At 70.8% G+C, this 26135-nt stretch carries 22 protein-coding genes; 11 read left to right on the forward strand and 11 right to left on the reverse strand.

What is annotated here, in order from left to right:
- Positions 1-39: 39 nt before the first annotated feature.
- The 3 genes from ACESMR_RS14710 to ACESMR_RS14720 all read left to right on the forward strand — a co-directional run bounded on the left by ACESMR_RS14710 (position 40) and on the right by ACESMR_RS14720 (position 3015).
- On the forward strand, positions 40-666 hold the full coding sequence (locus tag ACESMR_RS14710) for a DNA-3-methyladenine glycosylase family protein (RefSeq protein WP_373047852.1): 627 nt from the start codon (positions 40-42) through the stop codon (positions 664-666).
- A gap of 174 nt (positions 667-840) precedes the next feature.
- The gene (locus ACESMR_RS14715; RefSeq protein WP_373047853.1) at positions 841-1890 is read left to right on the forward strand and encodes an agmatinase family protein; all 1050 of its coding nucleotides are present in this window, start codon (positions 841-843) and stop codon (positions 1888-1890) included.
- A gap of 57 nt (positions 1891-1947) precedes the next feature.
- Positions 1948-3015: an NADH:flavin oxidoreductase/NADH oxidase gene (locus tag ACESMR_RS14720; protein WP_373047854.1), complete on the forward strand. Its 1068-nt coding sequence runs from the start codon at positions 1948-1950 to the stop codon at positions 3013-3015.
- On the opposite strand, the gene ACESMR_RS14725 is transcribed toward ACESMR_RS14720, so the two are convergent.
- A complete protein-coding gene (locus ACESMR_RS14725) occupies positions 3012-4352 on the reverse strand; it encodes a dicarboxylate/amino acid:cation symporter (protein WP_373047855.1) in 1341 nt (446 codons plus the stop codon). The two genes, ACESMR_RS14720 and ACESMR_RS14725, sit on opposite strands and share 4 nt — an antisense overlap.
- A 155-nt stretch (positions 4353-4507) precedes the next feature.
- On the opposite strand from ACESMR_RS14725, the gene ACESMR_RS14730 reads away from it, so the two are divergent.
- Positions 4508-5293, forward strand: a complete 786-nt coding sequence (locus ACESMR_RS14730) for a superoxide dismutase (protein ID WP_373047856.1) — start codon at positions 4508-4510, stop codon at positions 5291-5293.
- Between the two features lie 51 nt (positions 5294-5344).
- On the opposite strand, the gene hemH is transcribed toward ACESMR_RS14730, so the two are convergent.
- Positions 5345-6388, reverse strand: coding sequence for a ferrochelatase (gene hemH, locus ACESMR_RS14735; RefSeq protein WP_373047857.1), 1044 nt, complete (start codon positions 6386-6388; stop codon positions 5345-5347).
- A 127-nt stretch (positions 6389-6515) separates the two neighbouring features.
- Between hemH and ACESMR_RS14740 the strand changes: the two genes are divergently transcribed.
- Complete coding sequence (locus ACESMR_RS14740) at positions 6516-7655, forward strand: SRPBCC domain-containing protein (RefSeq protein WP_373047858.1); 1140 nt, start codon at positions 6516-6518, stop codon at positions 7653-7655.
- Between the two features lie 8 nt (positions 7656-7663).
- On the opposite strand, the gene ACESMR_RS14745 is transcribed toward ACESMR_RS14740, so the two are convergent.
- Positions 7664-8602 carry a CobW family GTP-binding protein gene (locus tag ACESMR_RS14745; protein WP_373047859.1) on the reverse strand — a complete coding sequence of 313 codons (939 nt, stop codon included), beginning with the start codon at positions 8600-8602 and terminating at the stop codon, positions 7664-7666.
- A gap of 192 nt (positions 8603-8794) precedes the next feature.
- Here ACESMR_RS14745 and ACESMR_RS14750 point away from each other — a divergent pair, with 192 nt between their 5' ends.
- On the forward strand, positions 8795-10354 hold the full coding sequence (locus ACESMR_RS14750; RefSeq protein ID WP_373047860.1) for a beta-ketoacyl synthase N-terminal-like domain-containing protein: 1560 nt from the start codon (positions 8795-8797) through the stop codon (positions 10352-10354).
- A 79-nt stretch (positions 10355-10433) separates the two neighbouring features.
- Here ACESMR_RS14750 and ybaK read toward each other — a convergent pair whose 3' ends face one another.
- Together ybaK and ACESMR_RS14760 are read right to left on the reverse strand one after the other, a co-directional pair.
- A complete protein-coding gene (ybaK, locus tag ACESMR_RS14755) occupies positions 10434-10916 on the reverse strand; it encodes a Cys-tRNA(Pro) deacylase (RefSeq protein WP_373047861.1) in 483 nt (160 codons plus the stop codon).
- A gap of 18 nt (positions 10917-10934) precedes the next feature.
- On the reverse strand, positions 10935-11585 hold the full coding sequence (locus ACESMR_RS14760; RefSeq protein WP_373047862.1) for a TetR/AcrR family transcriptional regulator: 651 nt from the start codon (positions 11583-11585) through the stop codon (positions 10935-10937).
- A 108-nt stretch (positions 11586-11693) separates the two neighbouring features.
- Between ACESMR_RS14760 and ACESMR_RS14765 the strand changes: the two genes are divergently transcribed.
- Both ACESMR_RS14765 and ACESMR_RS14770 read left to right on the forward strand, forming a co-directional pair.
- A complete protein-coding gene (locus tag ACESMR_RS14765; RefSeq protein WP_373047863.1) occupies positions 11694-13121 on the forward strand; it encodes a carotenoid oxygenase family protein in 1428 nt (475 codons plus the stop codon).
- A 60-nt stretch (positions 13122-13181) separates the two neighbouring features.
- Complete coding sequence (locus ACESMR_RS14770; protein WP_373047864.1) at positions 13182-13643, forward strand: MaoC family dehydratase; 462 nt, start codon at positions 13182-13184, stop codon at positions 13641-13643.
- A gap of 190 nt (positions 13644-13833) precedes the next feature.
- On the opposite strand, the gene ACESMR_RS14775 is transcribed toward ACESMR_RS14770, so the two are convergent.
- The 4 genes from ACESMR_RS14775 to ACESMR_RS14790 all read right to left on the reverse strand — a co-directional run bounded on the left by ACESMR_RS14775 (position 13834) and on the right by ACESMR_RS14790 (position 18079).
- Complete coding sequence (locus tag ACESMR_RS14775; protein WP_373047865.1) at positions 13834-14148, reverse strand: TRL-like family protein; 315 nt, start codon at positions 14146-14148, stop codon at positions 13834-13836.
- Positions 14149-14329: 181 nt separating this feature from the next.
- Positions 14330-16591, reverse strand: coding sequence for an ATP-dependent Clp protease ATP-binding subunit ClpA (gene clpA / locus ACESMR_RS14780; protein ID WP_373047866.1), 2262 nt, complete (start codon positions 16589-16591; stop codon positions 14330-14332).
- On the reverse strand, positions 16592-16915 hold the full coding sequence (gene clpS, locus ACESMR_RS14785) for an ATP-dependent Clp protease adapter ClpS (RefSeq protein ID WP_373047867.1): 324 nt from the start codon (positions 16913-16915) through the stop codon (positions 16592-16594).
- Between the two features lie 6 nt (positions 16916-16921).
- A complete protein-coding gene (locus tag ACESMR_RS14790; protein WP_373047868.1) occupies positions 16922-18079 on the reverse strand; it encodes a GNAT family N-acetyltransferase in 1158 nt (385 codons plus the stop codon).
- 128 nt (positions 18080-18207) lie between these two features.
- Between ACESMR_RS14790 and ACESMR_RS14795 the strand changes: the two genes are divergently transcribed.
- Positions 18208-19539: a DUF2254 domain-containing protein gene (locus ACESMR_RS14795; protein WP_373047869.1), complete on the forward strand. Its 1332-nt coding sequence runs from the start codon at positions 18208-18210 to the stop codon at positions 19537-19539.
- Between the two features lie 2 nt (positions 19540-19541).
- Here ACESMR_RS14795 and ACESMR_RS14800 read toward each other — a convergent pair whose 3' ends face one another.
- Positions 19542-20840 (reverse strand): hemolysin family protein, encoded by a 1299-nt coding sequence (locus ACESMR_RS14800; protein WP_373047877.1) that lies wholly within the window; start codon positions 20838-20840, stop codon positions 19542-19544.
- A 142-nt stretch (positions 20841-20982) separates the two neighbouring features.
- Here ACESMR_RS14800 and ACESMR_RS14805 point away from each other — a divergent pair, with 142 nt between their 5' ends.
- A complete protein-coding gene (locus ACESMR_RS14805) occupies positions 20983-21204 on the forward strand; it encodes a hypothetical protein (RefSeq protein ID WP_373047870.1) in 222 nt (73 codons plus the stop codon).
- Here the strand turns inward: ACESMR_RS14805 and ACESMR_RS14810 are convergent.
- The gene (locus ACESMR_RS14810; protein ID WP_373047871.1) at positions 21201-22871 is read right to left on the reverse strand and encodes an acyl-CoA dehydrogenase family protein; all 1671 of its coding nucleotides are present in this window, start codon (positions 22869-22871) and stop codon (positions 21201-21203) included. The genes ACESMR_RS14805 and ACESMR_RS14810 overlap by 4 nt on opposite strands.
- Positions 22872-23181: 310 nt before the next feature.
- Here ACESMR_RS14810 and topA point away from each other — a divergent pair, with 310 nt between their 5' ends.
- A complete protein-coding gene (topA, locus tag ACESMR_RS14815) occupies positions 23182-25908 on the forward strand; it encodes a type I DNA topoisomerase (RefSeq protein WP_373047872.1) in 2727 nt (908 codons plus the stop codon).
- Positions 25909-26135 lie beyond the last annotated feature (227 nt).

Consider the following 26135-nt stretch of genomic DNA (forward strand, 5'->3'; position numbering starts at 1 on the left):
CCGGTTGCCTCCGGCCGTGCCGGCTGTTCTCCTCGGACGATGAAGCCGAAGCACGCCCGCCCCGCCGTCGCCCACCTCCGCAAGGCCGATCCCGTCCTCGCCCGTGTGATCGAAGAGGTGGGCCCGTGCAGGCTCACCCTCCGCACCGAGGGCAGCCACTTCCACGCCCTCCTCCGCTCGGTGCTCTGGCAGCAGCTCTCCGGCAAGGCCGCCGCCACCATCCACGAGAGGCTCCGCGCCCTCTACGGCGGCAGGGATCCCGAGCCGGAGGAGCTCCTCGCCACCCCGGAGGAGGCCCTGCGCGCCGCAGGCGTCTCCCGGCAGAAGCAGGGCTACCTCAAGGACCTGGCGGCGAAGGTGGCGAGCGGCCAGCTCCCCCTCGCCGCGGTGGAGCAGCTCCCCGACGAGGCGATCGTCGAGGCCCTCGCAGCGGTTAAGGGCGTGGGGCGGTGGACCGTGCAGATGTTCCTGCTCTTCCGCCTCGGGCGCCCCGACGTGCTCCCCTGCGCCGACCTCGGGATCCAGAAGGGGATCCAGCGCGCGTACGAGCTCCCCGCCCTGCCGAAGCCCGCCGACGTCGAGCGCCACGGCGCCCCCTGGCGTCCCTACGCCAGCGTGGCCTCCTGGTACCTCTGGAAGAGCCTCGACACGGTGGTGCCGGACTGAAGGGCCGTCCAGAATTGGACGGCCCGGAAGAGCGGAGCCGAAGGCGGAGCCGACAAGGAGCAGGCTCTCCGCGCGGGAGCGCGTGTCCGACAATCGGTCCCGGCCACGCCCGGGCCGATTGTTGGACAAGCCTTGCCGTTGCGTCGGCCGCGGCGCTGCGTAGGATGCGCGCCCATGGCGAAGATCCCGTTCGATCCCGATGCAGCAGCGGCACCCGGCGCAGGTGTCTACGGCCTCCCGTTCACCGTCGACGAGGCGAAGGTCGTCCTCGTGCCGGTGCCCTTCGAGGCCACCACCTCCTACGGCGCCGGCGCCGCCGACGGCCCCGCCGCCGTGCTCGACGCCTCGCGGCAGGTCGATCTCTTCGACGTGGAGATCGGCAAGGTCTGGGAGCCGGGGATCGCCATGCTCGACGAGCCCGCACAGATCCGCGCCTGGAACGACGAGGCCAAGGCAGCGGCCGCGCCGATCATCGAGGCCGGTGGCGCCGGCGAGGATCCGGCGCTGCAGCAGAACCTCGCCCTCGTGAACCAGCGCAGCGAGCAGGTGAACGCCTGGGTGAAGCAGACGGTGGAAGGGCTCCTCGCGAAGGGGAAGATCGCCTGCATCGTCGGCGGCGATCACGCGGTGCCCTTCGGCGCCATCGAGGCCTACGCCGCGCGTTATCCCGGCCTCGGCATCCTCCACCTCGACGCCCACGCCGATCTGCGCGATGCCTACGAGGGCTTCACCTGGAGCCACGCGTCGATCTTCCACAACGTGATGGAGCGGATCCCCGGCGTGGCGAAGCTGGTGCAGGTGGGCATCCGCGACCTGGGCTCCGCCGAGCACCGCTACATCCGGGCGAGTGGCGGGAAGGTGATCGCGCACTTCGACGCCCAGCTGGTGAACGAGCGCTTCGAGGGGACGACGTGGGGCGAGCAGGTGCGGCGGATCGTCGCGGAGCTGCCCCAGCACGTCTACCTCTCCTTCGACATCGACGGCCTCGACCCCACCCTCTGCCCCCACACCGGCACGCCCGTGCCCGGCGGCCTCTCCTTCCAGCAGGCGGCGGCGCTGGTGGCAGGCGTGGCCAAGAGCGGCAGGACGATCGTCGGGCTCGACCTCTGCGAGGTGGCCCCCGGCGACGAGGAGGACCAGTGGGACGGCAACGTCGGCGCGCGGCTCCTCTACAAGATGATCGGCTGGATGCTCCGCTCGCAGCAGCTCATCGCCGCGCCCTGACGCGAAGGTGGCGCATCGGCGGGAGGCAGCCGCAGCTTCAGGCAGGGAGCAAGACCCATGGCCCATCTCTTCGAGCCCCTGCAGCTGCGCAGCCTCACCCTGCGCAACCGGATCATGATCTCGCCGATGTGCCAGTACTCGTCGGTGGACGGCTTCGCCACCGACTGGCACCTCGTCCACCTCGGCTCCCGGGCGGTGGGCGGCGCGGGGCTCGTCTGCAGCGAGGCAACCGCCGTGGAGGCCCGCGGTCGGATCAGCCCGCAGGACCTCGGCATCTGGGACGATCGCCACGTGGACGGCCTCGCCCGGATCGCGCGCTTCGTGCGGGAGCAGGGCGCCGTCGCCGGCATCCAGCTCGCCCACGCGGGACGCAAGGCCTCGACGCCCCGCCCCTGGGAGAAGGGCACCTGGGTTCCGCCGGAAGCTGGCGGCTGGGTGCCGGTGGGCCCCTCGGCGATCCCCTTCTCCCCCACCCACGCCACGCCGACCGCGCTCTCCACCGCCGAGGTGGGCGAGGTGGTGGAGGCCTTCCGCACCGCGGCCCTGCGGGCGCTCGAGGCGGACTTCCAGGTGGCGGAGATCCACGGCGCCCACGGCTACCTGCTCCACTCCTTCCTCTCGCCCCTCTCCAACCTCCGCAGCGACTCGTACGGCGGCTCCTTCGAGAACCGGATCCGCCTCCTCCTCGAGGTGACCGACGCGGTGCGCGCGGTGTGGCCGGAGGAGCTGCCGGTGGTGGTGCGGATCTCCACCACCGACTGGGTCGAGGGCGGCTGGGACGTGGAGCAGTCGGTGGAGCTCGCCGGGCGCCTCGTGGCCTGCGGCGTGGATCTCGTCGACTGCTCCAGCGGCGGCCTCGTCCCCGACGCGAAGATCCCGTTGGGCCCCGGCTACCAGGTGCCCGCCGCCACCCGGATCCGCCGCGAGGCGGGGATCCCCGTGGCCGCGGTGGGGCTCATCACCGAGGCGGAGCAGGCCGAGGCGATCGTGCGGGAGGAGCAGGCGGACCTGGTGGCAATCGCGCGGGCGTCGCTGCGGGATCCCTACTTCCCCCTGCACGCGGCGCAGGAGCTCGGCGTCGATCTGCACTGGCCCGCGCAATACGAGCGCGCCAGGCCCCGTTAGATCGAGGAGCGGCTGGGCGCGGGCCCCGCGACGTCCAGCGCCGCCGGCTCTGCTGCAGGCTCCGGCGGGACGAAGCGATCGATGATCCCGGCGCCCACCGAGTCGCCCCAGACGTTGACGCCGGTGCGGAAGCGATCGAGCACCCAGTCGATGGAGAGGAGCAGGCCGATGCCCTCGGCGGGCAGGCCCACGGCGCCGAGTACGATCACCATCGTCACCAGCCCCGCCTCCGGGATCGCCGCAGCGCCGACTGCAGCCAGGGTGGCGGTGACGAGGATCACCAGCTGCTGCGACAGCGAGAGATCGAGCCCCATGGTCTGGGCGATGAAGATCACCGCCACCGCCTCGTAGAGCGCGGTGCCGTCCATGTTGACGGTGGTGCCGAGCGGGATCACCAGGTCGGCGGCCCTGCGGGAGACGCCGTTCTCGTGCATCACGCAGCGCAGGGTGATCGGCATCGTCGCCGCGGAGGAGGCGGTGCCCACCGCGGTGATGAGCGAATCGGCCATCCCCCCTGCGTAGCGGGCCGGGTTGCGTTTGCCGAGGAAGCGGAGCAGGAGCGGCAGCGTGACCAGCGCGTGGATCGAGAGCGCCAGCATCACCGCCAGCGCGTACCAGCCGAGGCGCTGCACCTCGCTCCAGATCGCGTCGCCGCCGCCGGCCTTGCCGATCCGGTCGGCGACGAGGCCGAAGATGCCGATCGGCGCCAGCCAGATCACGTAGCGCACCAGGCGCAGCAGCGCCTCGTTGGCCACGTCGATCACCTCGACCAGCGGCCGGGCCCGCAGCCCCTCCAGCGCGAGGACGACGCCGAAGATCAGGCTGAAGACGATGAGGCCGAGGATGTTCCCCTCCGCCGCTGCGGCGAAGAGGTTCGAGGGGAACATCCCGCCGATCACGTCGTAGACCGCCTGCGCCGTGCTCTGCGCAGCGGCGCTCGCCGCCTCGGGGATCTCGGTGGGAGCTGCTCCAGCCCCGCCGCGCTTGCCCGGCTGGACGAGGTTCACCACCACCATCCCGGTGAGCACCGCGAGGAAGGAGGTGAAGGCGAAGTAGCCCGCCGTCAGCCCGGCGAGGCGTCCCACTTTGCGGAGATCGCCCATCCGCGTGATCCCCGTGATCACCGAGGTGACCACGAGCGGAACGATCAGCCCCTTGAGCAGCGCGAGGAAGATGACGCCGCAGAGGCGGATGCCGAGGACGAGGGGCTCGAGCGCCTTCTCCGTCCACCGCTCGCCCAGCACCGCGCCCACGACGAGGCCGAGCACCGCGCCTGCGAGCATCAGGCCCGGCAGCAGCCAGGCCGAGGCGTTGCGGTGGGCGCTTCTCTCCGTCATGCGATCTCCAGGTGCGGTGCTTTGGGGGCGAAGTCTCGAGTTTCGCGGAGGACGCAGCCCGGGGCAAGGCGGGCAAAACGCGTTGAGTCGTGCGGCGTACGCCGTTAGCGTCCCCTCTTTCCCGGCGCGACGACACGCCGAAGGAGGAGAAGGCGATGCACGACGAGCAGAAGACGAACGAGCCCACCCGCAGGCAGATGCTGGGGCTCGTCGCCGGTGCGGCGCTGGCCGCGCCGCTTCTCGGCGCCACCGAAGCCCTTGCCGCCCCTGCGGACGAGAAGAAGAAGGCGCCGCCGCCGAAGGGCGCCGCCGGGGGGGGGACGAAGATGCGGCCCTACGAGCTGCCGCCGCTGCCCTACGCGAAGAACGCCCTCGGCGGCTACCTGAGCGCGGAGATCCTCGAGCTCCACCACGGCAAGCACCACGCCGGCTACGTGAAGGGCTTGAACGACACCCTCGCCCAGCTGCAGGAGGCGCAGAAGAAGGGCGACTTCTCGAAGATCAAGCCCCTCGAGCGCGCCCTCGCCTTCCACGGCAGTGGCCACGTGCTCCACACGCTCTACTGGAACTCGATGAGCCCGAAGGGCGGCGGCAATCCCACCGGCGCGCTCAAGAGCGCGATCGAGACGAGCTTCGGCAGCGTCGACGCCTGCCGCAAGCAGCTCGCCGCTGCGGCGAAGGCAGGGGAGGCCAGCGCCTGGGGCGTGCTGGCCTGGGAGCCGCTGGGCAACCGGCTGGTGACGCTCGCCGCGGAGAACCACCAGAACCAGGGCTTCCAGGGGAGCGTCCCGCTCCTGGTGATCGACGTGTGGGAGCACGCCTACTACCTGAAGTACAAGGCCGACCGCGGCAGCTACGTCGACAAATTCTTCGACGTGGCCAATTGGGACTTCGCCGCGCAGCGCCTCGCGCAGGCGCAGCAGGCGCCGCTCTTCGGCTGAAGCGTTCCCGCCCGGGGCCCTGCCGCGGTGCAGGGCCCCGTCGAGCGTTCGTCAGACCTTCTTGTCGCCCCGCAGCGCGCACTTCGTCTTCGAGCCTGCGGGGATCGGGCAGAGCGGCAGCTCGCCCTTCCGCGCCCCGCGCACCAGGTCCGCCAGCTCGGCGATCAGCTCCGGCGCCGTCGCCGGCACGAGCACCCGGTGGTAGCCCTCGATCCCCGCCTCCACCGCCGGATCCTTGAGCAGCATGTCGAGCTCGAAGAGCGTCTCGATGTGCTCGGTGACGAAGGCGATCGGCACCACCACCACGTCCTTCACCCCGGCCTTCGCCAGCCTGTCGAGCTCGTGCTCGGTGGCGGGCTCGAGCCACTTCACCCGGGTGGCGCGGCTCTGGAACGCCAGCGACCACGGCGTCCCCGCAGGCAGGCGCTCCATCACGCCCTTGCAGGAGAGCTGCACGTGGGCGAGGTAGGGGTCGCCCTTGTCGACCACCGACTGCGGCAGGCCGTGGGCGCTGAAGAGCACGTGGGCCTTCTCGCGGCGCGCCGGCGCGATCCCGGCGAGCGTCTCGCCCACCGCGTGGGCCCAGGCGTCGAGGAAGCCCGGCACCGCGGGCCAGCAGCAGACCTCTTTCAGCGGGAGCTGCGGCGCCTTCCTGCCGAGCACGCGGCGCAGCTCCGCCACCGACGAATAGGAGGTGGCCCGGGAACGGTGGGGATAGAGCGGCAGCGCCACCACCTCCCTGGCGCCGTCTGCCACGAGCTGGTCCACCGCCTCTTCGGTGAAGGGATGCCACGCGCGCATCGCGACGTAGCATCGGTAGCCGGGGCCGAGCGCCGCTTCGATCGCCTGCGCCTGCGCCTGCGTGTACGCGAGGATCGGCGAGCGGCCGCCGATCTTCTCGTAGTTCTCGCGGCTCTCCGGTGCCCGCTTCTTCGACAGCGCCCGGGCGAAACGCTTCTGCCAGAGCCAGCCGAGCGGCAGCTGGATCATGTCCCGGTCGTTGAAGATGTTGAAGAGGTAGGGCTCCACGGCCTCGAGGTCGTCGGGGCCGCCGAGGTTCATCAGCACCACGGCAGTCAGAGAGGTGTCGGTCACGGCGCCTTCCTAACATTCGGCGGGTGCGGGCGCCCGCCGATTCGGAGGGGGTGGGCTGGCAGCGCGCGACGGTGCCGCGCTACGCTTTCCCTCGCACGCCAGCAACGACACGAGGGGGATTTTCCGCATGGCTTCGGAAGCGATCCGGTTGTCCACCGTCGTCCCGGCCAGCCCGCAGCGTATCTACGATGCATGGCTGGACGCGGCGACGCACGCAGCGTTCACGAATACCGCCGTGATGATCGAACCGGGGATCGGCGGTTCCTACACGGCAGGCGACGGCTACATCGCCGGGCAGACCCTCTGGCTCGACCCGGGACGGCTCATCGTGCAGTCCTGGCGCACCTCCGATTTCCCGGAGGAGGCGGAGGATTCCCGGCTGGAGGTCCATCTCGAGGCGGTCGAAGGCGGCACCCGTGTGGTGATCGACCACCGGGAGATTCCGGCGGGCCAGGGCAACCAATACGAGGAGGGCTGGCGCCACTGGTACCTCGCGCCGATGGAGCGCTGGTTCGCGGAGCATCCGGAGGCTGCCGTGGAAGAGGCGGAGGACGATCGGGAGATCGCCGGTGCCGACGAGTTGGAGCTCGAGCGCGCGACCGATGCGATCGACGAAACGATGCCGATCGAGGCGCCGGAGAAGAAGGCCCGCAAGCCGCGGACGCCGAAGAGCAAGAGCACGCCCCGCACCACGGCGGCGAAGGTCGCGACCCGCCGGACCGGTGCCGGCGCGCGCACCGCCACCGCGCGGAAGAAGACCGCCGGCAGCGGCGCCACCAGGACCGCGAAGACCACCACCCGGCAGCGCAGCGGGACCGCAGCAGGCACCACCGGCAGAACCGCGAAGACCACAACGCGGCGGAGCAGCGGGACGGCAGCGGGCACCACCGGCACCAGGCGCGCGACCACGAAGCGCACCGCGACCAAGCGCGCAGGCGCCGCTGCGGCGACCACCCGGAGCACCACCCGCCGGGCTGGCAGCGCCGCCGAGCGCACCAGCACGGCGAAGCGCTCGCCCAAGCGCACCACCAGCGCCGCCACGCCGCGCAAGGCGGCGGCGACGAAGCGCACCACCGCGAGCAAGACCGCACGGGCCACCACCAGCCGCTCGACGACGCCGCAGCGGGAGCGCCGGGTCGCGGGCCCCGCACGGAAGACGACGGCACGGAAGGCCACCACCGCCGGCAAGAGCACCGCGCGCAAGGCAGCCCCCCGCACGCCGCGCCCCGCCACGCCCCGGCGTGCGCCGCGCAAGCCGCGGAGCTGAAAAACCGCCTACTCCACCCTGCAGGAGAGGAGCGTGGCCTCGATCGCATCCTTCTCGAGGCCGCGCCCGAAGAAGGCGAAGCGGCTCTCCCCATGGGCAGGGGCGGCGACGCCGAGATCGAGCTGGAGCCTGCCGCCCACCACGTGGAAGGCGGCCCAGCTCCCGTCCGCCAGCTCGACGATCCCCTTGGCGCGGAAGATCGCCTCCGGCAGCGCCTCGAGCCAATCCTCGAGGGGATCGAGCCGGTAGCGGTGCCGCCCGCCGACGGAGACCACCTGGAAGGTCGAGTGGCGCGCCTCCCGCACCTCGGGCAACGAGAGCGAGCGCGGCCCCACCTCCACTGCGTCGAGGAGGATCCCCACCGGCAGCGATTCGCCGCCCTCGAGCACCCGCGCCTCCGGCTGGATCGCGCGCACCGCCGCCACCGCCCGCTCGCGCTGCTCCGGCGTGGCCACGTCGAGCTTGGAGAGGACGACGAGGTCGCCGGCGCGGACCTGCGCCTCCCACTCCTCGCTCCGCGCCGCCTCGAAGGTCGTCGGGTCGACCACCGCGATCACCGCGTCGACCCGCACCTTGCCGTGGAGCTCCTGCCGCGCCAGCGTCCAGGTGAGCGCCAGCGGATCGGCGAGGCCCGTGGTCTCGATGATCACCCGATCGACGTCGCCGCGGGCGTGCATCTCCTCCATCGCCTGGAGCAGATCGGGGTTGCGCAGGCAGCAGACGCAGCCCTCGGTGAGCTCCACCGTCGAGGTCTGGGTCGGGCCGGGCACGTCGATGCCCGCCTGGCCGAGCTCGTTGAGCACGAGGCCGATCCGCATCCCGTGGGGCCTGCCGAGCAGGCTGCGGAGCAGCGTGGTCTTGCCGCTGCCCAGAAAGCCCGTGACCACCACCACCGGCAGCGGGCCACTGCCCGCCCGCTCGATCCCGACGCCGTTCTCACCACTCATGGCGGCTCAACCTAACGGCCAATCGCGGAAGGGCCAACCGTTCTCCCCGGTTGGCACCGGGAATTCGGCGGGGAATCGCGTTGCACTGCGTCATGGCGGCGTTGTGCTCGGTGCGAGACAAAGCGACGGCTTTAAGCGAGCATGCGCGCCCCGCCCGTACCCGAAGCAGCAAGCGGGCAGCAGGAGCGAAACGTGCGCAGAGTCGGCATCTTCGGTTGGGGCATCGTCGCCCCTCGTTCGCCGGACATCGAGAGCTTCGAGCGGAACCTCGACGCCTGTGACAGCTGGCTGTCCGCCTTCGACGGCTTCGGTCCCAGCAATTTCCTCGTCGGCAGGCCGGATTTCGACTTCGCCTCGTACAAGGGCTGGATCGACGAGCGCTTCCCCGCGAGCCGCTTCTCCCAGCTCGAGAAGAAGATGGGGACGCCGACGAAGTACGCGATCGGCGCCTTCATCCAGTCGCTCCGCCAGAACCCCGGCCTCGAGCAGGAGCTTCGGGCGCTGGGACCGAAGGCGCACGTCTACTGCGGCACGGGCCTCGGCGATCTGCCGACGATCTACGACACCAGCCTCGAGCTCCACCGGGCCCAGCGCCGCTGGGACCGCTTCTGGGCCAACCCCGAGCGCAACGCCGATCTGCGCGCCTTCCTGCAGGGCGGCGAGGCGCCAGCCGGCATGCCCGCCCAGCCGGAGAGCGTCGACGAGCACGACCGCGACCAGGCCGAGGACGCGTGGTGGCATTTCTGGGCGGCCCGCTCCCCGGAGCTCGCCGACTACCTCGCCGAGCTCCGCGCCATCGAGTCGCTCTCGGTGGAGGGCGACGTCGAGAGCGCCAAGCTCGCGGTGATCAAGGAGAAGCGCGTCCGCAGCGCGAAGCTGCAGAAGAAGTGGAACGCGCCCGAGGCCCCCTGGAACCAGGTCTCCTCCAACGTGTTGTGGAACATCCACAACACCCCCGCCTCGCAGATCTCGATGATGGGGAAGATCACCGGCATGACCTTCGCGCCGGTGGCAGCCTGCTCCTCCTTCGGCTACGCCCTCGGCATGGCGATGGACGCCATCCAGCTCGACAAGGCCAAGGCGGTGGTGGTGGGCATGACCGACCCCGAGCCCCACCCGCTCTCGGTCGGCGCCTTCTACAACGCCCGCGTCCTCGCTGCGGATGCCGACGTCTCCAAGCCCCTCACCGGCCTGCGCGGAACCCACGTCGCCGGGGGCGCGGTGGTCTGGGTCGTCGCCGATCTCGAATACATGCAGGCGAAGGGCTTGAAGCCCCTGGGCATGGAGCCCATCGGCGTGGGCCTCACCGCCGACGCCGAGCACATCATCACCCCGTCGAAGGAGGGCCCCACCTCCTCGATCCGGCTGGCGATGGAGCAGGCCGGCGTGGCCGCCGGGGAGATCGGCTCCTGGGATCTGCACGCCACCGCCACGCCGGGCGACTACCTCGAGGTCGAGACCCTGCGCGGCGTGCTGCCGGAGCAGGTGGTGGTCACCGCGCGCAAGGGCACCTTCGGCCACGGCATGAGCGCCGGCGGCGGCTGGGAGCTCACCGCGCAATACCTCGGCTACGCTGCCGGCAAGCTCTACCCGACGCCGCTCCGCGCCGAGGAGCTCAACGCGCAGATCGGCAGGGTGCACGGCAACTTCGTGCTCGACACCCACTGCGCCGCCCCGGCCGGCGCCGCCGGCAAGCTCTCGATGGGCATCGGCGGCATCAACGCCTGCGTGATCTCGAAGCCCCTCGGCTGATCCGCGCCCCGGCGCTGGAAACCAAGAAGGCCCGGCTTCCGCGAGGAGACCGGGCCTTCATTCGTCGAGGACGACCGGTTCAGGCCGCGTCCTTCGGTTTCGCGATCGGTCCGACCTGGCCCGCCGCCGCGCGCAGATAGTCGGCGGGCGCGAGGAGGATCTGCGTCCCCCGCGCCCCTGCGGAGATCGAGATCACGTCGAAGAGCTCGATCGTCTCGTCCACGTAGACCGGGAAGCTCTTCTTCGCACCGAAGACGGTGACCCCGCCGCGGATGTAGCCGGTGAGAGGCTGCACCTCCTTGAGCGGCACGGTGTCCACCTTGCGATCACCCGAGAGCTTCGCCAGCGCCTTGAGGTCGAGCTGCGCGTCGCCCGGCACCACCGCGAAGAGGACGCCGTTGCGATCGCCCCTGGCGACCAGGGTCTTGAAGACCTGCTCCGCCGGCAGGCCGATCTTCGCGGCGACCGACTCCGCGGCCAGGTCGTCGGGATCGAAGGCGTAGGTGCGGAGCTCGTAGGAGATCCCCAGCTTGTCGAGGAGCCTGGCAGCGTTCGTCTTCACGGCGGGCATGCTACTCCGTCAGCGGCCTTTGCGGGGCGACCGCGGCGCCGGACGCCGGGCAGCGGGTGCCGGGGCGGCCAGCCCCTCCACCAGCCGCTGCGTCGCCGCCGCAGCGAGCTCCAGCGGCGCGCCTGCACCTCGGAGCTGGCCGTCGAGGATCAGCTGCGCGAGGCCGTGCACCAGCGACCACGCGGTGAGCGCCAGCTCCTGCGCCGGCCTGTCGACGAGGCGCCCCGCGTCGATCCCCGCCTGCAGGGTCCGGACGAGCACACCGAAGGCCCCTTCCGCAGCCTGCGCCAGCGAGGGGAATTCGGCGGCATTGGCGCCGGGGGCGAACATCACCCGGAAGTGGGCGGGATGCTCCACCGCGAAGCCCACGTAGGCGACGCCGGTGGCCCGCAGCGCGGCGATCGGGTCCGAGGCGGAGGCGGCGGCGTCCGCCAGCGCCGCGGCGAAGCGCAGGAACCCCTCCTCCGCCACCGCCGCGAGGAGCGCCTCCTTCGAGGCGAAGTGGCGGTAGGGCGCCGTATGGCTCACCCCCGCCCGGCGCGCCACCTCCCGCAGCGCCACCTGGGCCACGCCCTCGGTCCGCACCATCTCGAGGGCGGCGTCGAGCAGCGCCCGGCGCAGATCGCCATGGTGGTAGCTCCCCGTCTTCTCCCGGCCCATTTCCACCTCCGCCACGGGGCATGTTGACATCGTCAACAACACCCATCATGTTTCCACTGTCTACATCAACCATCCGCCGCCACGGCGCAAGCGCAGAGGAGAGAGCAGATGCAGGCCACCGCCCCCCACCTCGCCGCAAGGACCGCCGCCGATTGGCGCCGCGCCTTCCAGGACCTCCCCCGCGAGCACGGCTTCGAGCCGCTGCGGATCGAGGGCCGCCTACCGCCAGAGCTCCGCGGGACGCTCTACCGCAACGGCCCCGCCCTCTTCTCCTCCCATGGCGAGCGCTACCGCCATTGGTTCGACGGCGACGGCGCCGTCTCCGCCGTGCGCCTGGCCGGCGACGGAGCGGCCCGCGGCGCGGTGCGCCTGGTGATGAGCGAGGGGCTGGTCGAAGAGCGGCTCGCAGGCCACCGGATCTTCGAGGGCTACGGCACCGTCGCCGCCGGCGGGCCGATCGCGCGGCTGCGCCACCGGACCAAGAACGCCGCCAACACCTCGGTCTTCGCCTGGAACGGCGCCCTCTACGCGCTCTTCGAGGGGGGCAAACCCACGCAGATCGATCCGGACGATCTGCTCACCATCGGCACCACCGACTTCGGCGGTGTGATCCCCGCCACCTTCTCCGCCCACCCGCACCGCGTGCCCGCGCGCCGGGCCTCCTACAACTTCGGCCTGCGCTTCGGACGGCAGACCCTGCTCGATCTCTTCGCGCTCCCCGACGGCGGACCTGCCAGCCGCATCGCCAGCCTGCCGCTCCGGGCGCCGACGATGATCCACGACTTCATCGCCACCGAGCACCACCTCGTCTTCTTCGTCTCCCCGCTCCGCCTGCAGGTGCTCCGGCAGCTGCTCGGCCTCGGTGCCTACGGCGACAACCTCGCCTGGCGCCCCGACGCAGGGACCGAGGTGCTGGTCGTCCCCATCGACGATCCGGGCCACGCGATCCGCTTCGAGGCCGAGCCCTTCTTCCAATTCCACTTCGCCAACGCCTTCGAGCGGGACGGCGCCATCGTCGTCGACCTGGTGCGCTACCCCGACTTCACCATCAACGACTGGCTCGGCGGCCTGCCCCACGGGGAGGAGCGGCCGGTGCGCCTCGGCTCCTTCGCCCGGGCGACCCTCGATCTGCGCGCCCGCACGCTGCGCAGCGAGACCCGCTGGGATCGCACCTGCGAATTCCCGCGGGTCGCTCCCGCGACCACCGCCCGGGACTATCGCTTCGCCTGGCTCGCCTCCCACGCCGGCAGCGCAGCAGGGCTCTTCGACACCATCACCCGCCTCGACGTGCAGAGCGGCGAGGCCCGGAGCGCCGACCTCGGATCCCGCTGCTATCCCAGCGAGCCGGTCTTCGTGCAGCGCCCCGGCGCCACCGCCGAGGAGGACGGCTGGGCCCTCACGCTCGTCTACGACGCAGCAGCCCACCGGACCCACCTCGCAGTCCTCGACGGCAGGACCCTCGAGGTGGAGGCGCGGGCCCATTTCGACCACCACCTGCCCCCGTCCTTCCACGGCGGCTTCGCCCCGCTTCCTTAAGCGAGACATCCGCCGCCGTTTCGGGGCTAAATGGCCCCTGCGAACCACCAGGAGGAACGGATGGAGAAGACGCAGATCGAGGGGCTCGCCGGCCTGCAGGCACTCGTCGGCAAGGAGCTCGCTCCCGGCGATTGGCACACGCTCCGCTTCGAGGACATCGAGCGCTTCGCGGACGCCACCGGCGACCACCAGTGGATCCACGTGGACCGGGAGCGGATCGCCCGCGAGTCGCCCTTCGGCGCGCCGATCGCCCACGGCTACTACACGCTCTCGCGGGTGGCGGGGCTCTTCCTCGACGCGGTGGAGATCACCGGCTTCTCCGGCGTGCTCAACTACGGCCTCAACAAGGTCCGCTACCCTGCGCCGCTCAAGGAGGGCGCCACCTACCGCCTCGTGCCGATGCTGGCGGAGGTGAACGAGGTGAAGGGCGGCGTCGAGGCGATCTTCAAGAACACGATGGAGATCCAGGGCGAGAGCAAGCCCGCACTCGTGGCCGAGTGCGTCTTCCGCTTCTTCGCCTGATCGGATCGAATCGCGCGCCGCGCGAAAAGGAAGAGGCGGTGGCACTCGCTGGGAGCGCCACCGCCTCTTTCTTTTGCGGCTGCGCCCCCGCGCAGCCGCTCCCGCTCACGTCCCCCGACGATCACAGGTCGGGCTGCAGCGCCGGATCCGCTGCAGCCCCTGCCGATCCCCCGACCGGCAATGCGAAGAATTACTCGCCGTAGACGACGGTGCAGTACTGCGCCCAGATGCCGAGGATGTTCTCCACGTCGGCGTCGACGTGGGAGATCTCCTTGATGCCGCCGTTGCTGGCGGCCTGCGAGATCGAGGCGTCGCCGGTGCCGACCAGGCCGAGGATCGAGGTGGCGCAGGCGCGGCCCGACTTGCTGCCGCGCACGGGGCCCGCTGCGGCCTCGCCGGCCTTGGCGGAGGTATAGAGAAAGCCGTTCACGGGAGAGCGCATCGAGCCGGCGGCACAGCCGGAGAGAAGGCCAGCGGCCACTGCGACGATCGCGAAACGCTTCATGGTGTCCATCCCCAAGCGAGAGGTTCGAATACGCCGGGGATACGACCACAGCTGCACGGCGGGGGAATAGTGCAGAATTCGGCACTCCCATCCCCTGCCCTGTGGAGAAGCGGGCAGGCCCAACGGGAAAGGGGCCCGCACCTGGGGTGCGGACCCGCTCTTCGCTCGGTGCAATGGGGGATCAGGCAGCGTCGTAGCGCAGCGCCAGCTCCTCGCCCTCGACCACCACCGTCGCCTTGCCACCACCGGCCAGCGCGCCGAAGAGGATCGCCTCCGCAAGCGGCTTCTTCAGGGTCTTCTCCACCAGCCGCGCCATGGGCCTCGCGCCGAAGGCGGGATCGTAGCCGTGCTCCGCGAGCCAGTCGCGGGCGGGGCCGGTGAGCTCCAGGGTGACGTTCTTGTCGGCGAGCTGCGCCTGCAGCTCCCGCACGTTCTTTTCCACCACCCGGCCGATCTCCGCGGGCCCCAGCTGCGCGAACTGGATCACCGCGTCGAGGCGGTTGCGGAACTCCGGCGAGAAGGCCTTCTCCAGCGCGCCGGTGGCGTTGCCGAAGGGAACGCCGCCGCCGAAGCCCACCCGGCGGCCGGAGAGCTCCCTGGCGCCGACGTTGGTGGTGAGGATCAGGATCACGTTGCGGAAGTCGGCCTTCCTGCCGTTGTTGTCGGTGAGGGTCGCGTGATCCATCACCTGGAGCAGGATGTTGAAGAGGTCGGGATGGGCCTTTTCGATCTCGTCGAGGACCACCACCGCGTAGGGCGTCTTGCGCACCGCATCGGTGAGGAGGCCGCCCTGGTCGAAGCCCACGTAGCCCGGCGGCGCGCCGATGAGGCGCGAGACGGTGTGCTTCTCCATGTACTCGGACATGTCGAAGCGGAGGAACTCCACGCCCAGCGTCTTCGCCAGCTGCTTGGAGAGCTCCGTCTTGCCCACGCCGGTGGGGCCGGCGAAGAGGAAGGAGCCGATCGGCTTGTCCCCGGCGCGAAGGCCGGAGCGCGCCAGCTTGATCGCGCTGGCCACCGCCTCGATCGCCGGGTCCTGCCCGTAGATCACCGCCTTGAGATCGGGCTCGAGCTTCTGCAGCGCGCTGCGATCGTCGGAGGAGACCGAGCGTGGCGGCACCTTCGCCATCCGGGCGATCACGATCTCCACGTCGTCGGGCGTCACCTCGCCCTTGCGCTTCTCCGGCGGCAGGAGCTTGTGCGCGGCGCCCGCCTCGTCGAGCACGTCGATCGCCTTGTCCGGCAGGTGCCGATCGGTGAGATGCTTGGCTGCGAGCTGCGCCGCGCTCACCAGCGCATCGTCGGTGTATCTGATCCCGTGGTGCTCCTCGTAGCGGGAGCGCAGGCCTTTCAGGATCTCCACCGTCTCCTCGACGGTGGGCTCGTTCACGTCGATCTTCTGGAAGCGCCGCGCCAACGCCTTGTCCCGATCGAGCGAAGATTTGTACTCGCTGAAGGTGGTCGAGCCGATGCAGCGCAGCTCGCCGGAGGAGAGCGCGGGCTTGAGCAGGTTGGAGGCGTCCATCGAGCCGCCGCTCACCGCGCCCGCACCCACCACCGTGTGGATCTCGTCGATGAAGAGGATCGGGTTGGGATGCTTCTTCAGCGCCTTGAGCACCGCTTTGAGCCGCTGCTCGAAATCGCCGCGGTAGCGCGTGCCGGCCAGCAGCGATCCCATGTCGAGGGCGAAGACCTCCGCCCCCACCAGCGGCTCGGGGACCTTGCCCTCGTGGATGCGGAGCGCGAGCCCCTCGGCGATGGCGGTCTTGCCCACGCCGGGCTCGCCCACGTAGAGCGGGTTGTTCTTGCGGCGCCGGCAGAGCACCTGGATCGTGCGCTCGATCTCCGGCTCGCGGCCGACCAGGGGATCGATCTTTCCCTCCGCCGCCCGCTCGACCAGGTTCTGGGCGTAGGCCTCGAGCGGATCCTTCGCCTGCGGCGCTGCTTCCTCGTCCTCGTCCGCCGCGGCGAACTCGGCCTCCTCCTCGTCCTCGAGGTCGGACTCCACGCCGTGGGAGAGGAATTGGATCACGTCGAGCCGCTCGATCCCCTGTGAGCGGAGCAGGTAGACCGCGTGGCTGTCCTCCTCGCGGAAGATCGAGGCGAGCACCGAGCCGCCGTCGACCTCCTCGCGCTCGGAGGAGAAGGCGTGGATCGCCGCCCGCTGGATCACCCGGGCGAAGCCCAGCGTCGGCGTCGGCTCGAACTCCGCGTCCTCGGGGAGCTCCTCGAAGTTGTCGGCGAGGAAGGTGATCAGCTCGTCGCGGAGCTCCGCCACGTCGCCGCCGGTGGCGACGATCGCCTTCTTCGCCAGCGGATCGTCGAGGAGCGCGAGGAGCAGGTGCTCGAGCGACACGTGCTCGTGGCGGCGCATCCGCGCCGTCTCGAACGCCCGCTCGAGCGTCTGCTGCAGATCGGTGGTGAGCTGTGGGGTCTTTGCCATCTACTCCGGCTCCATCGTGCACAACAGCGGGTACTGGTGTTCCTTCGCCAGCGCCTTCACCTTCTCGACCTTCGTCTCCGCCACGTCGCGGGTGTAGACGCCGGCCACGCCCACGCCGTTGTTGTGGACGTGCAGCATGATGGCCACTGCCTCGCTCTCGGTCCGGTGGAAGACGCCCTGGAGGATGAACACCACGAACTCGCGGGTCGTGTAGTCGTCGTTGTGGAGGAGGACCTTCCACATCGGCGGCTTCGCCAGCTTCTTCTTCGTCTTGGGTAGGGTGCGGGTGATCACGCCCGTGTCGTCTTCGAACTGCCTCGGCATGTCTGTCTAGCTCTCCTGTGGGCGCAGAGCCGTAGAGGACCGGTACGATGCCACGCGTGCCTCCAACAGGAACGCTTCGCGCTCGAGAAATTCTCGAACCGCCCGAGCGAGCCGCGGATCTGCCAGCCAATGGGCGGAGCGGGTGAACGCCGGCTCGAAGCCCCGGCTCAGCTTGTGCTCGCCCCCTGCGCCGGGCTCGAAGACCGAGAGGCCCCTGGCGATGCAATCGTCGATCGAGTGGTAGTAGCAGACGTGGAAGTGGAGGAAGGGATGCTCCTCCAGCGCGCCCCAGTAGCGGCCGTAGAGTCGCGTCGCGGAGGCGACGTTGAGCGCGCCGGCGACGACCCTCCCCTCCCGCCGCGCCTCCACCCACTCCACCCCGGGCACGGTGCGCAGGATCCGGGCGAAGAAATCGCGGTTCAGGTAGCGCATCCCCCAGACCATCTTGTCGACGGTGGAGAGGTAGATCCGGTGGACGAGGTCGGGGTCGAGCGCCCGCACCTCATCACCGCGCAGGGTCCGAATCTCGATCCCCTGCTTCGCCGCCGCAGCCCGCTCCCTGCGCAGGTTGGCGCGCTGCTTGGCCGGGAAGCGGGCGAGGAAATCGTCCCAGGTCCGGTAGCCGGCGTTGCGCCAGTGGTATTGCAGGCCGACGCGGGTGGCGTAGCCCGCCGACTCCAGCGCCTCGCCCTGCCCGTCGGTCGGAAAGAGCACGTGCACGCCGGAGAGCCCCAGCTCCCGGGCCACCTCGACCGCTGCGAGGCTGAGCGCCGTTTCGAGCGCGGCGCGATCCTCGCCGGGCGCCACGAGGAAGCGCTCGCCGGTGGCGGGGGTGAAGGGCACCGCCACGGTGAGCTTGGGGTAGTAGCGGATCCCGGCGCGCTCCGCCGCCTCGGCCCAGCCCCAGTCGAAGACGAACTCGCCCCGGGAGTCGGCCCGCACCCAGGCAGGCGCCGCTGCGACGAGCCGCTCGCCCCGCCACAGGGTGAGGTGCCGCGGCGTCCAGCCGGTCTCCGGCGCTGCGGCGCCGGAGGCCTCGAGGGCGTCGATCCACGCGTGGGCGAGGAAGGGCGTCGAGTCCCGACCGAGGAGCGCGTCCCAGCTGGCGGCGGGTACCTCTGCGATGGCGCCGAGGAGGCGCAGGGTGGTGCTCGGCGTGCTCAAGATCGTTGGGGATAGCCCCCGGCAGACGTTCGCGCAACGTTCCCCGCCATCCGACCCTGCGGGGCGCTTGCCCCTCGGGGGAGGGCGCCCCATCTCCACCCCGATCCCCCCTTGGCGGAGGGCCGGTCATGTCGCCCCACCTCGCGCGCCGCGTCGAGCAGCTGAAGACCAGCCTCTGGACGCTGCCGCTGGCGGCGGTGGTCCTCGGCAGCCTGCTCGGCCTCGTGCTCCCGGCCCTCGACCGCGACCGCTTTCTCCACACGGCCCTCTCCCGCCCGGCCTGGCTGGAGCAGCTGCTGCAGCTTCCCGGCAGCCAGGCGAGGAGCCTGCTCGGCACCCTGGCCAGCGCCGTCGCCACCGCCCTCGGCGTCCTCTTCTCCATCACCATCGTCGCGCTGCAGCTCGCCTCGACCCAATATTCGCCGCGGGTGCTCCGGCGCTTCATGGGCGACCGGCCGACGCAGGCCGTCCTCGCCGTCTTCATCGCCGCCGTCGCCTACCTGGTGGTGGTGGCGCTCTCCCTTCCGCAGGGGGCAGCGCCGCCGCGGCTCAGCCTGCTCGGCGCCATTCTCCTCGCCCTGCTCTGCTTCTGCCTCGTCGGCTACTTCCTCCACCACCTGGCCCGATCGATCGACGCGGCGACGATCGTGCGCTCCATCGGCCAGGACACGGAGGCGACGCTGCGTCGCTTGCGCGTCGAGCCCACGCCGCAGGTCGCCACGCCGGCGACGACGCCGCGCCTCCTCCGCAGCGCGACGGCGGGCTATCTCGAGCTCGTCGACGAGCAGCACCTCCTCCGCGCGGCGCCGCCGGGGACGAAGGTGATGCGGATCGAGGTCCGCACCGGCGACTTCGTCCTCCCCGGCCTGCCCCTGGTGGCGATCTGGCCGGCGACCGACCTCGACCAGCGGACGTGCAAGCGCCTCCACCTCGGCTTCGCCTTCGCCCAGCAGCGCAGCCTCGATCAGGACGTGCTCTTCGGGGTCCGCCAGCTCGTAGACGTCTCGCTCAAGGCCCTCTCGCCCGCCATCAACGACGTGACCACCGCCTACATGGCGGTGAACGAGATCGGCGTGGTGATCCAGCGCTTCCTCTCCCGTGACGGCGCGGTGGAGGACGGGTGGCGGGTGGAGCGCCGCGCCGGCTGCGAGCTGCACGTCCCGAGCGTGGGGCTGCGCACGCTGCTCCGGCATGCCTTCGACGAGATCGCGCGGAGCAGCAGCGCCCAGCTGCGGGTGCCGGCGCGGATGTTCGAGGTGATGGGGCAGGCGATCCTGGCCACCGGTCCGAACGAGGCACAGCGCAAGGCGATGGCGGAGGCGGCCCGGTGGATCCACGGCAGCGTCGCGGTGGCCGAGTCGACGCCGATCGAGAAGCAGGAATTCGAGGAGCGCTACCGCTGGCTGCTCCAGCTCGCTGCAGGCGTCGTCCACGAGGAGAGGGAGCCGGCGCTCCACTAAGGTTACTCGGCGGGCTCCTCGCCAGCTGCGAGTCGGGGCGGCGGCACCACGCGCACCAGGCGCACCCGCCGCGGCGATGCCTCGAGCACCTCGAGGACGCTCCTGTCCCGCACCTCGAGCCGCGTCCCCTTCTCCGGGATCCTGCCGGCGAGGTGGATGGCGAGGCCTGCGATCGTGCTCCAGCCGTCGCCCTCGGGCAGGTCGAGATCGAGGGCCCGGTTCACCTCGCGGATCGGCGCGATCGCCTGCACCAGCGCGGTGCCGTCCGCCTCGCGGTGGATCAGCGCGGGCTCGGGCTCGTCCTGCTCGCTGAAGATCTCGCCCACCACCTCCTCGATCAGATCCTCGGTGGTGACGATCCCCGCCATCCCGCCCGACTCCTCCACCACCACCGCGATGGCGATGCGGCGGTGCTGCATCTCGCGGAGCAGGTCGGTGGCGAGCATGGTCTCGGGAACGAAATAGGCGGGCCGGATCAGATCCTCGAGGACGATCAGCTGCTGCTCCCACGCGAGCGCGATCACGTCCTTGATCGAAATGTAGCCGACCACGTTGTCGATGGTCTCCTCGTAGACCGGCATCCGCGAGTGGCCCTCCTCGAGGATCACGCGGCGCAGCTCGTCCGGCTTCGCGGTGCGCTCGATGCCGATCACGCGGTTGCGGGGGACCATCACCTCGGAGGCGGTGAGCTCGCCGAAGTCGATCGCCCGGGAGGCGATGTTCCCGGCGTCGGGATCGAGAGAGCCGGTGCGGGCCGCCTCCTCGAGGAGCTGCTGCAGCTCGTCGGGGGAGAGGCGCGATTCGGTGAAGGAGGTCTTGTCGCCGAAGAGGCGCAGGACCGCGTTCGAGGAGGCGGTGAGGAACCAGACCAGGGGCCTGGCGAGGAGCGAGAGGCCCCAGATCGGCCGGCCCACCAGCAGCGCGTAGCGCTCGGAGGACCGGAGGGCGAGGGATTTGGGCACCAGCTCGCCGAGGACGAGCGAGAGATAGGAGACCAGCACCACCACCAGCGCCAGGGCGATCTCTCCCGCATAGCGCGCAAGACCGGGGATCGCCGCGACGGTGGGCTCGAGGTCTCCCGCGAAGGAGGCGCCGCCGAAGGCCGCTGCGGTGGCGCCCACCACGGTGATGCCGATCTGCACCGTGGCGAGGAAGCGCTCGGGCTTGTCGCGGAGCCGCTGCACCGCAGCGGCGGAACCGCTGCCGCTCTCCACCAGCTCCCGCAGCCGCGTCTTCCGCAGGGAGACCAGGGCGATCTCCGAACCGGCGAAGAAGCCGTTCACGAGGACCAGGGCGACGATGATCAGCAGTTCGGAAAGGATGGCCGTTCTCCCCTGGGTGGACGCCCCAGCCTAACGCGGCATCCCCCCGGCGCCAGTCGAATTGTTGAACCGCCGGGGCCCGAGGCGCGTAGGGCCTGCCAGCTACGAGGAGGAGGCGAGCATGAGCCGTCCCGGTGTTGCAGCGGTCCTGAGTTTCTTCATCCCCGGCGTGGGGCAGATCTACAACGGCGATTGGCTCCGTGCCCTCTTCTGGCTGATCGTCACGCCCGGCTTCTGGCTCGGCACCGGCGGCCTCCTCGGCTGGATCTGCCATTTCGTCGCGGCCTGGACCGCCTGGCAGCGGGCGCAGTCGAAGGATCCGAGGCTCGTCCTGCCGCTCTAAGCTTCCTGCACGAGGAGCCTCGCGTCGCCGAGGTCGAGGTCGTCGAGGCGGTCGACGCCGGCCCTGGCGAATTGCCGGGCAGCGGCGGCGGCGCTGCCGTCACCCTCGTGATCGAGGGACCACTGCGCGTGGTGGACGAGGAGCGAGAGCGCCAGCGAACGGGCCAGCGTGGTCGCGAAGTGGCGGGCCCCTGCCTCGATCAGCGCCGGCTCCGTCGCCGCCGTCTCGGTGATCCAGGCGGTGGCGCGATCGACGGCGGCGAGCGCGATCCCCGCAGGCGTCGCCAGCCTCGCGTCCCGCACCGCGCCGGTGAGCGCCGCCACCTTCGCCAGCAGCGCCGGCAGCGCCTCGCTCGTCTGGATCACCCGCAGCACGTCGAGGGAGAGCACGTTGGTGGTGCCCTCCCAGATCGGCAGCACCTGGCTGTCCCGGAGGAGCCGGGGCAGCCCGGTGTCCTCGACGTAGCCGGCGCCGCCGAAGACCTCGAGGGTCTCGCTGGCCACGGCCACCGCCTGCTTGCCGGTGCAGAGCTTGGCGAGCGGGGTGACGAGGCGGAGCAGCGCCGCGTCGCTCCCGCCGAGTTCGCCGGCCTCTTCCCGTCCGAGGAGCTCCACCGCAAAGAAGGTGAGCTGGAAGGCTGCCTCGTATTCGGCCTGCAGCGCTGCCACCGTCTGGAGATGGAGCGGCTTCTCGGCCAGCGGCCCGCCGAAGGCGACGCGCCGCCTTCCCCAGTCGCGGGCCAGCGCCACCGCCCGGCGCATCTCCGCCACGGCGCTCACCGCGTTCCAGGTGCGGGTGACGTTGAGCATCGGGGCGATGTTGCGGACGCCGTCGGCGAGGCCTGCCACCGGCACGGCGGGCGTGCCGTCGAGGGTGAGCTCCGCGGTGGGGAGCTTGCGGGTGCCGAGCTTCTCCTTGAGGCGGTGGAGGGTGATGCCGTTCAGGGCGCCGCGCTCGTCCCGCGTCTCCACGTAGAAGAGCGCGAGCCCCTTGCCACCGGGGCCGTTTCCTTCCGGCCGCGCCAGGGTGAGCGCCATCTCCGAGGTGGCGGCGGAGGTGAACCACTTCACCCCGTGGAGCCGAAAAGCCCCGTCCACCTGCCGCGCAATCGTCTCGGAGCGGCCGACGTCGGAGCCGCCGGTGCGCTCGGTCATCCATTGCCCCGAGGTCCACATCGTGGCCGGTTCACGGGACGTGAGGCGCGGCACCGCCCGCTCGACGAGGGTCCGGTTGCCGTGGGCGAGCAGCGTCTTCGCCGCGCCGTCGGTCATCGCCAGCGGGCAGGTATAGATGTCGGAGCTGGGGTGGAAGAGGTGGACGAGGGCGAATTGGTGCACGCGGCTGTAGCGCCCGTGGCGGAGCTCGTAGGGCGTGGCCACGAGCCCTTCCCTGGCGGCGACCGCCTGCGCCTCCCGCCAGAGCGGGGTGAGCTCGATCCTGTCGATCCGGTTGCCCCAGGCGTCCCACTGGGTGAGCGTCGGCTCGAGGAGGCGATCGGCTCGCTGGAGCTCGAGCAGCGGCCCCGCCGCCAGGGCGCCCATCGCCTCGAGGGAGGGGGTGAGCTCCCGCTGCACCTCGGGGGGCATTACCCGGGTCAGGTAGGAACGGAGGACGCGATCCTCCGCGAACTGGTTTCCGAGCCGAGGCGGGTCCTGGAAGAAGGCCATCCCCAAGAGTTGGGCAGCGGCAACGCACCGAGTCAACCCGCCGGCGGCAGGTAGGCGACCGGCGCACATGCCCCACCGGGGGAAAGACCGCAGGGAAGAAACCCGGGCCACCTTGCCTGTTATGGGCGCGGAATTGTTGGTGTTCCGGGCCCAGGCCCACAGCGGGTGGCGGCGCCCTTCCCTTCTGCGGCACTTGCACGAAGGGATGGAGGTGTGGTTTCAGCCGCGGTTCGGGAGTTTTCTCCCGGCACCAGCCGACCGTAGGGGCCGGTGCGAAGCGCATGGGCCACGGGAAGGGGTGGAGACGGCGATGCCGCGCAACGAGAAGACCCAGACCCTGGTGATCGTCGAGTCGCCGACCAAGGCGAAGACGATCCGGAAGTTCCTGCCGCCGGGCTACCGGGTGGAGGCCTGCATGGGCCACGTCCGGGACCTGCCCACCAGCGCGGCGGAGATTCCGGAGAAGGTGAAGAAGGAGCCCTGGGCCCGCCTCGGCGTCAACGTGGAGAAGGGCTTCGACCCGCTCTACGTCGTCCCCAGGCGCAAGACCAAGGTGGTGCGCGAGCTCAAGGATCTGCTCAAGGATGCAGACCACCTCCTCCTCGCGACCGACGAAGATCGCGAAGGTGAGTCGATCTCCTGGCACCTCCTCGAGGTCCTGAAGCCCAAGGTTCCGTTCGAGCGGCTGGTCTTCCACGAGATCACCAAGGACGCGATCCGCCGCGCCCTCGAGCATCCGCGCAGCCTCGACGACCGCCTGGTGCGGGCGCAGGAGACGCGCCGGATCCTCGACCGCCTGGTGGGCTACGGCCTCTCGCCGCTCCTCTGGAAGAAGATCGCCTTCGGCCTCTCCGCCGGCCGCGTGCAGTCGGTGGCGGTCGACGTGATCGTGCGCCGCGAGCGCGAGCGCATGGCCTTCCGGAAGGCGAGCTACTGGGATCTGCTCGCCACCGTGGCGAAGGGCGAGCGCTTCGACGCGCGCCTGATCCAGGTGGGCGAGGGCCGCGTCGCCACCGGCAAGGACTTCGACGAGAAGACCGGCGCGCTGAAGGTCGAGGGCAAGGTCGTCCACCTCGACGAGGCGAAGGCCCGCGCCCTCGTCGATCGGCTGCGTGGCGTCCCCTTCACCGTGCTCTCGGTGGAGGAGAAGCCCGTCACCCGCAGGCCGCCCCCGCCGCTCATCACCTCGACGATGCAGCAGGAGGCGAACCGCAAGCTGGGGATGAGCGCGCAGGAGACGATGCGCACCGCGCAGTCGCTCTACGAGCGCGGCCTGATCACCTATATGCGTACCGACTCGGTGCACCTCTCCAACGAGGCGATCACCGCGGCGCGCCGCTGCGTCGGCGCCCGCTTCGGCGAGGAGTTCCTCTCCCCCGGCGTGCGGCAGTTCAAGACCAGCACCAAGGGGGCGCAGGAGGCGCACGAAGCGATCCGCCCCTCGGCGGACTTCACCGCGCCGAAGGAGACCGGCCTCACCGGCCGCGACTACGACCTCTACGAGCTGATCTGGATGCGCACCCTCGCCACCCAGATGGCCGACGCGCAGCAGACCCAGATCTCGGTGCGCATCGGCGCCGGCGACGCGGTCTTCTCCGCCAGCGGCATGCGGATCGTCTTCCCGGGCTTCCTCCGCGCCTACGTCGAGGGCTCCGACGACGCGCAGGCTGCGCTCGAGGAGCGCGAGCGCCTCCTCCCGGCGATGAAGCAGGGCGACGTGCTCGCCCTGGAGAAGCTCGTGCCGGAAGGCCACGAGACCAAGCCGCCGGCGCGCTTCACCGAAGCCTCCCTGATCCAGTTCATGGAGAAGGAGGGGATCGGCCGCCCGTCCACCTTCGCCTCGATCGTCGGCACCATCATCGACCGCGGCTACGTGGTGAAGCAGGGCAACCAGCTCGTCCCCACCTTCACCGGCTTCGTGGTGACGGATCTGCTCGAGAAGCATTTCCCCGATCTCGTCGACGTGAACTTCACCTCGTCGATGGAGCAGAGCCTCGACGCCATCGCCGAGGGGCAGCTCGAGCCGCAGCCCTACCTGCACCAATTCTTCCTCGGCGATCGCGGCCTGCAGACCCGGATCGAGAACGAGGCGGACTCGATCGATCCCCGCGACGCCAAGCTGGTGAAGATCGGGGACGGCCTCGAGGGCGTGGAGATCCACGTCGGCAAATTCGGACCCTACCTCGAGGTCCACCAGGACGGCGGCGAGCCCCGCAAGGCCTCGATCCCCGACGACGTGGCGCCGGGGGATCTCTCCCTCGATCGCGTCCACGACATCCTCGAGAAGTACGAGCGGCGCGAGCAGGGGATCGGCGTCGATCCGGCCAGCGGCAAGCCCGTCTTCCTCAAGACCGGCTCCTACGGCCCCTACGTGCAGCTCGGCGACGCCACCGACGAGGAGAAGCCCAAGCGCGCCTCGCTGCCGCCCGGCATCCAGCTCGGCGACGTCGATCTACCGCTGGCCCTGCGGATCCTCGAGCTGCCGCGGCTGCTGGGCACCCACCCGCAGAGCGGCAAGGAGGTCCGGGCGGGCCTCGGCCGCTTCGGCCCCTACGTGGTCCACGACGGCGACTTCCGCTCGCTGAAGAAGGAGGACGACGTCCTCGCCGTCGGGCTCGACCGGGCGCTGGAGCTCCTCGCCCAGCCCAAGGGCCGCGGCCGCGGCGCTGCGGCGGAGCCGCTCAAGACCGTGGGCAACCACCCGGCCGATCAGGCGCCGATCTTCCTCTACTCCGGCAGGTACGGCTTCTACGTGAAGCACGGCGAGAAGACGGCGACGGTGTCGAAGGGCGAGGGCTTCGATCCCGAGAAGCTCACCCTGGAGCAGGCGGTGGAGGCGCTGGCCAACGCCCCCGAGAAGAAGGGCAAGGCGAAGCGCAGCCCCAGGGCGGCGAGCGGCGCTGCAGCGAAGACCGCGAAGACGGCGAAGGCGCCCAAGGCCGCAGCGAAGACCGCGGCGAAGGCGACGGCGAAGAAGCCCGCCACCCGCAAGCCGGGGACGAAGAAGGGCAGCGCCGCGCAGGATACGGCGGACTGACCGGCGGACGCGTCGTGAAGTAAGGCCGGTTCCATTGCGGGACCGGCCTTCTTTCGTTCTGGTCGGCGGATACGACGAAGGCCGGCACCTGGCCGGCCTTCGTCGTGAGATGGGTCCGAGGGAGTCGGCTCAGAGCGTGTGAAGGAATCGGTCCGGCAGGCGCCGGCCCGATTCCTTCGCTCGCGCTTCGCGCGAGAAACGCTCCTACTTGCGATCGCTCCGCCTTC

It is taken from the genome of Vulgatibacter sp. (genome assembly GCF_041687135.1).
In the GTDB taxonomy this organism is placed as follows: Bacteria; Myxococcota; Myxococcia; order Myxococcales; family Vulgatibacteraceae; genus JAWLCN01.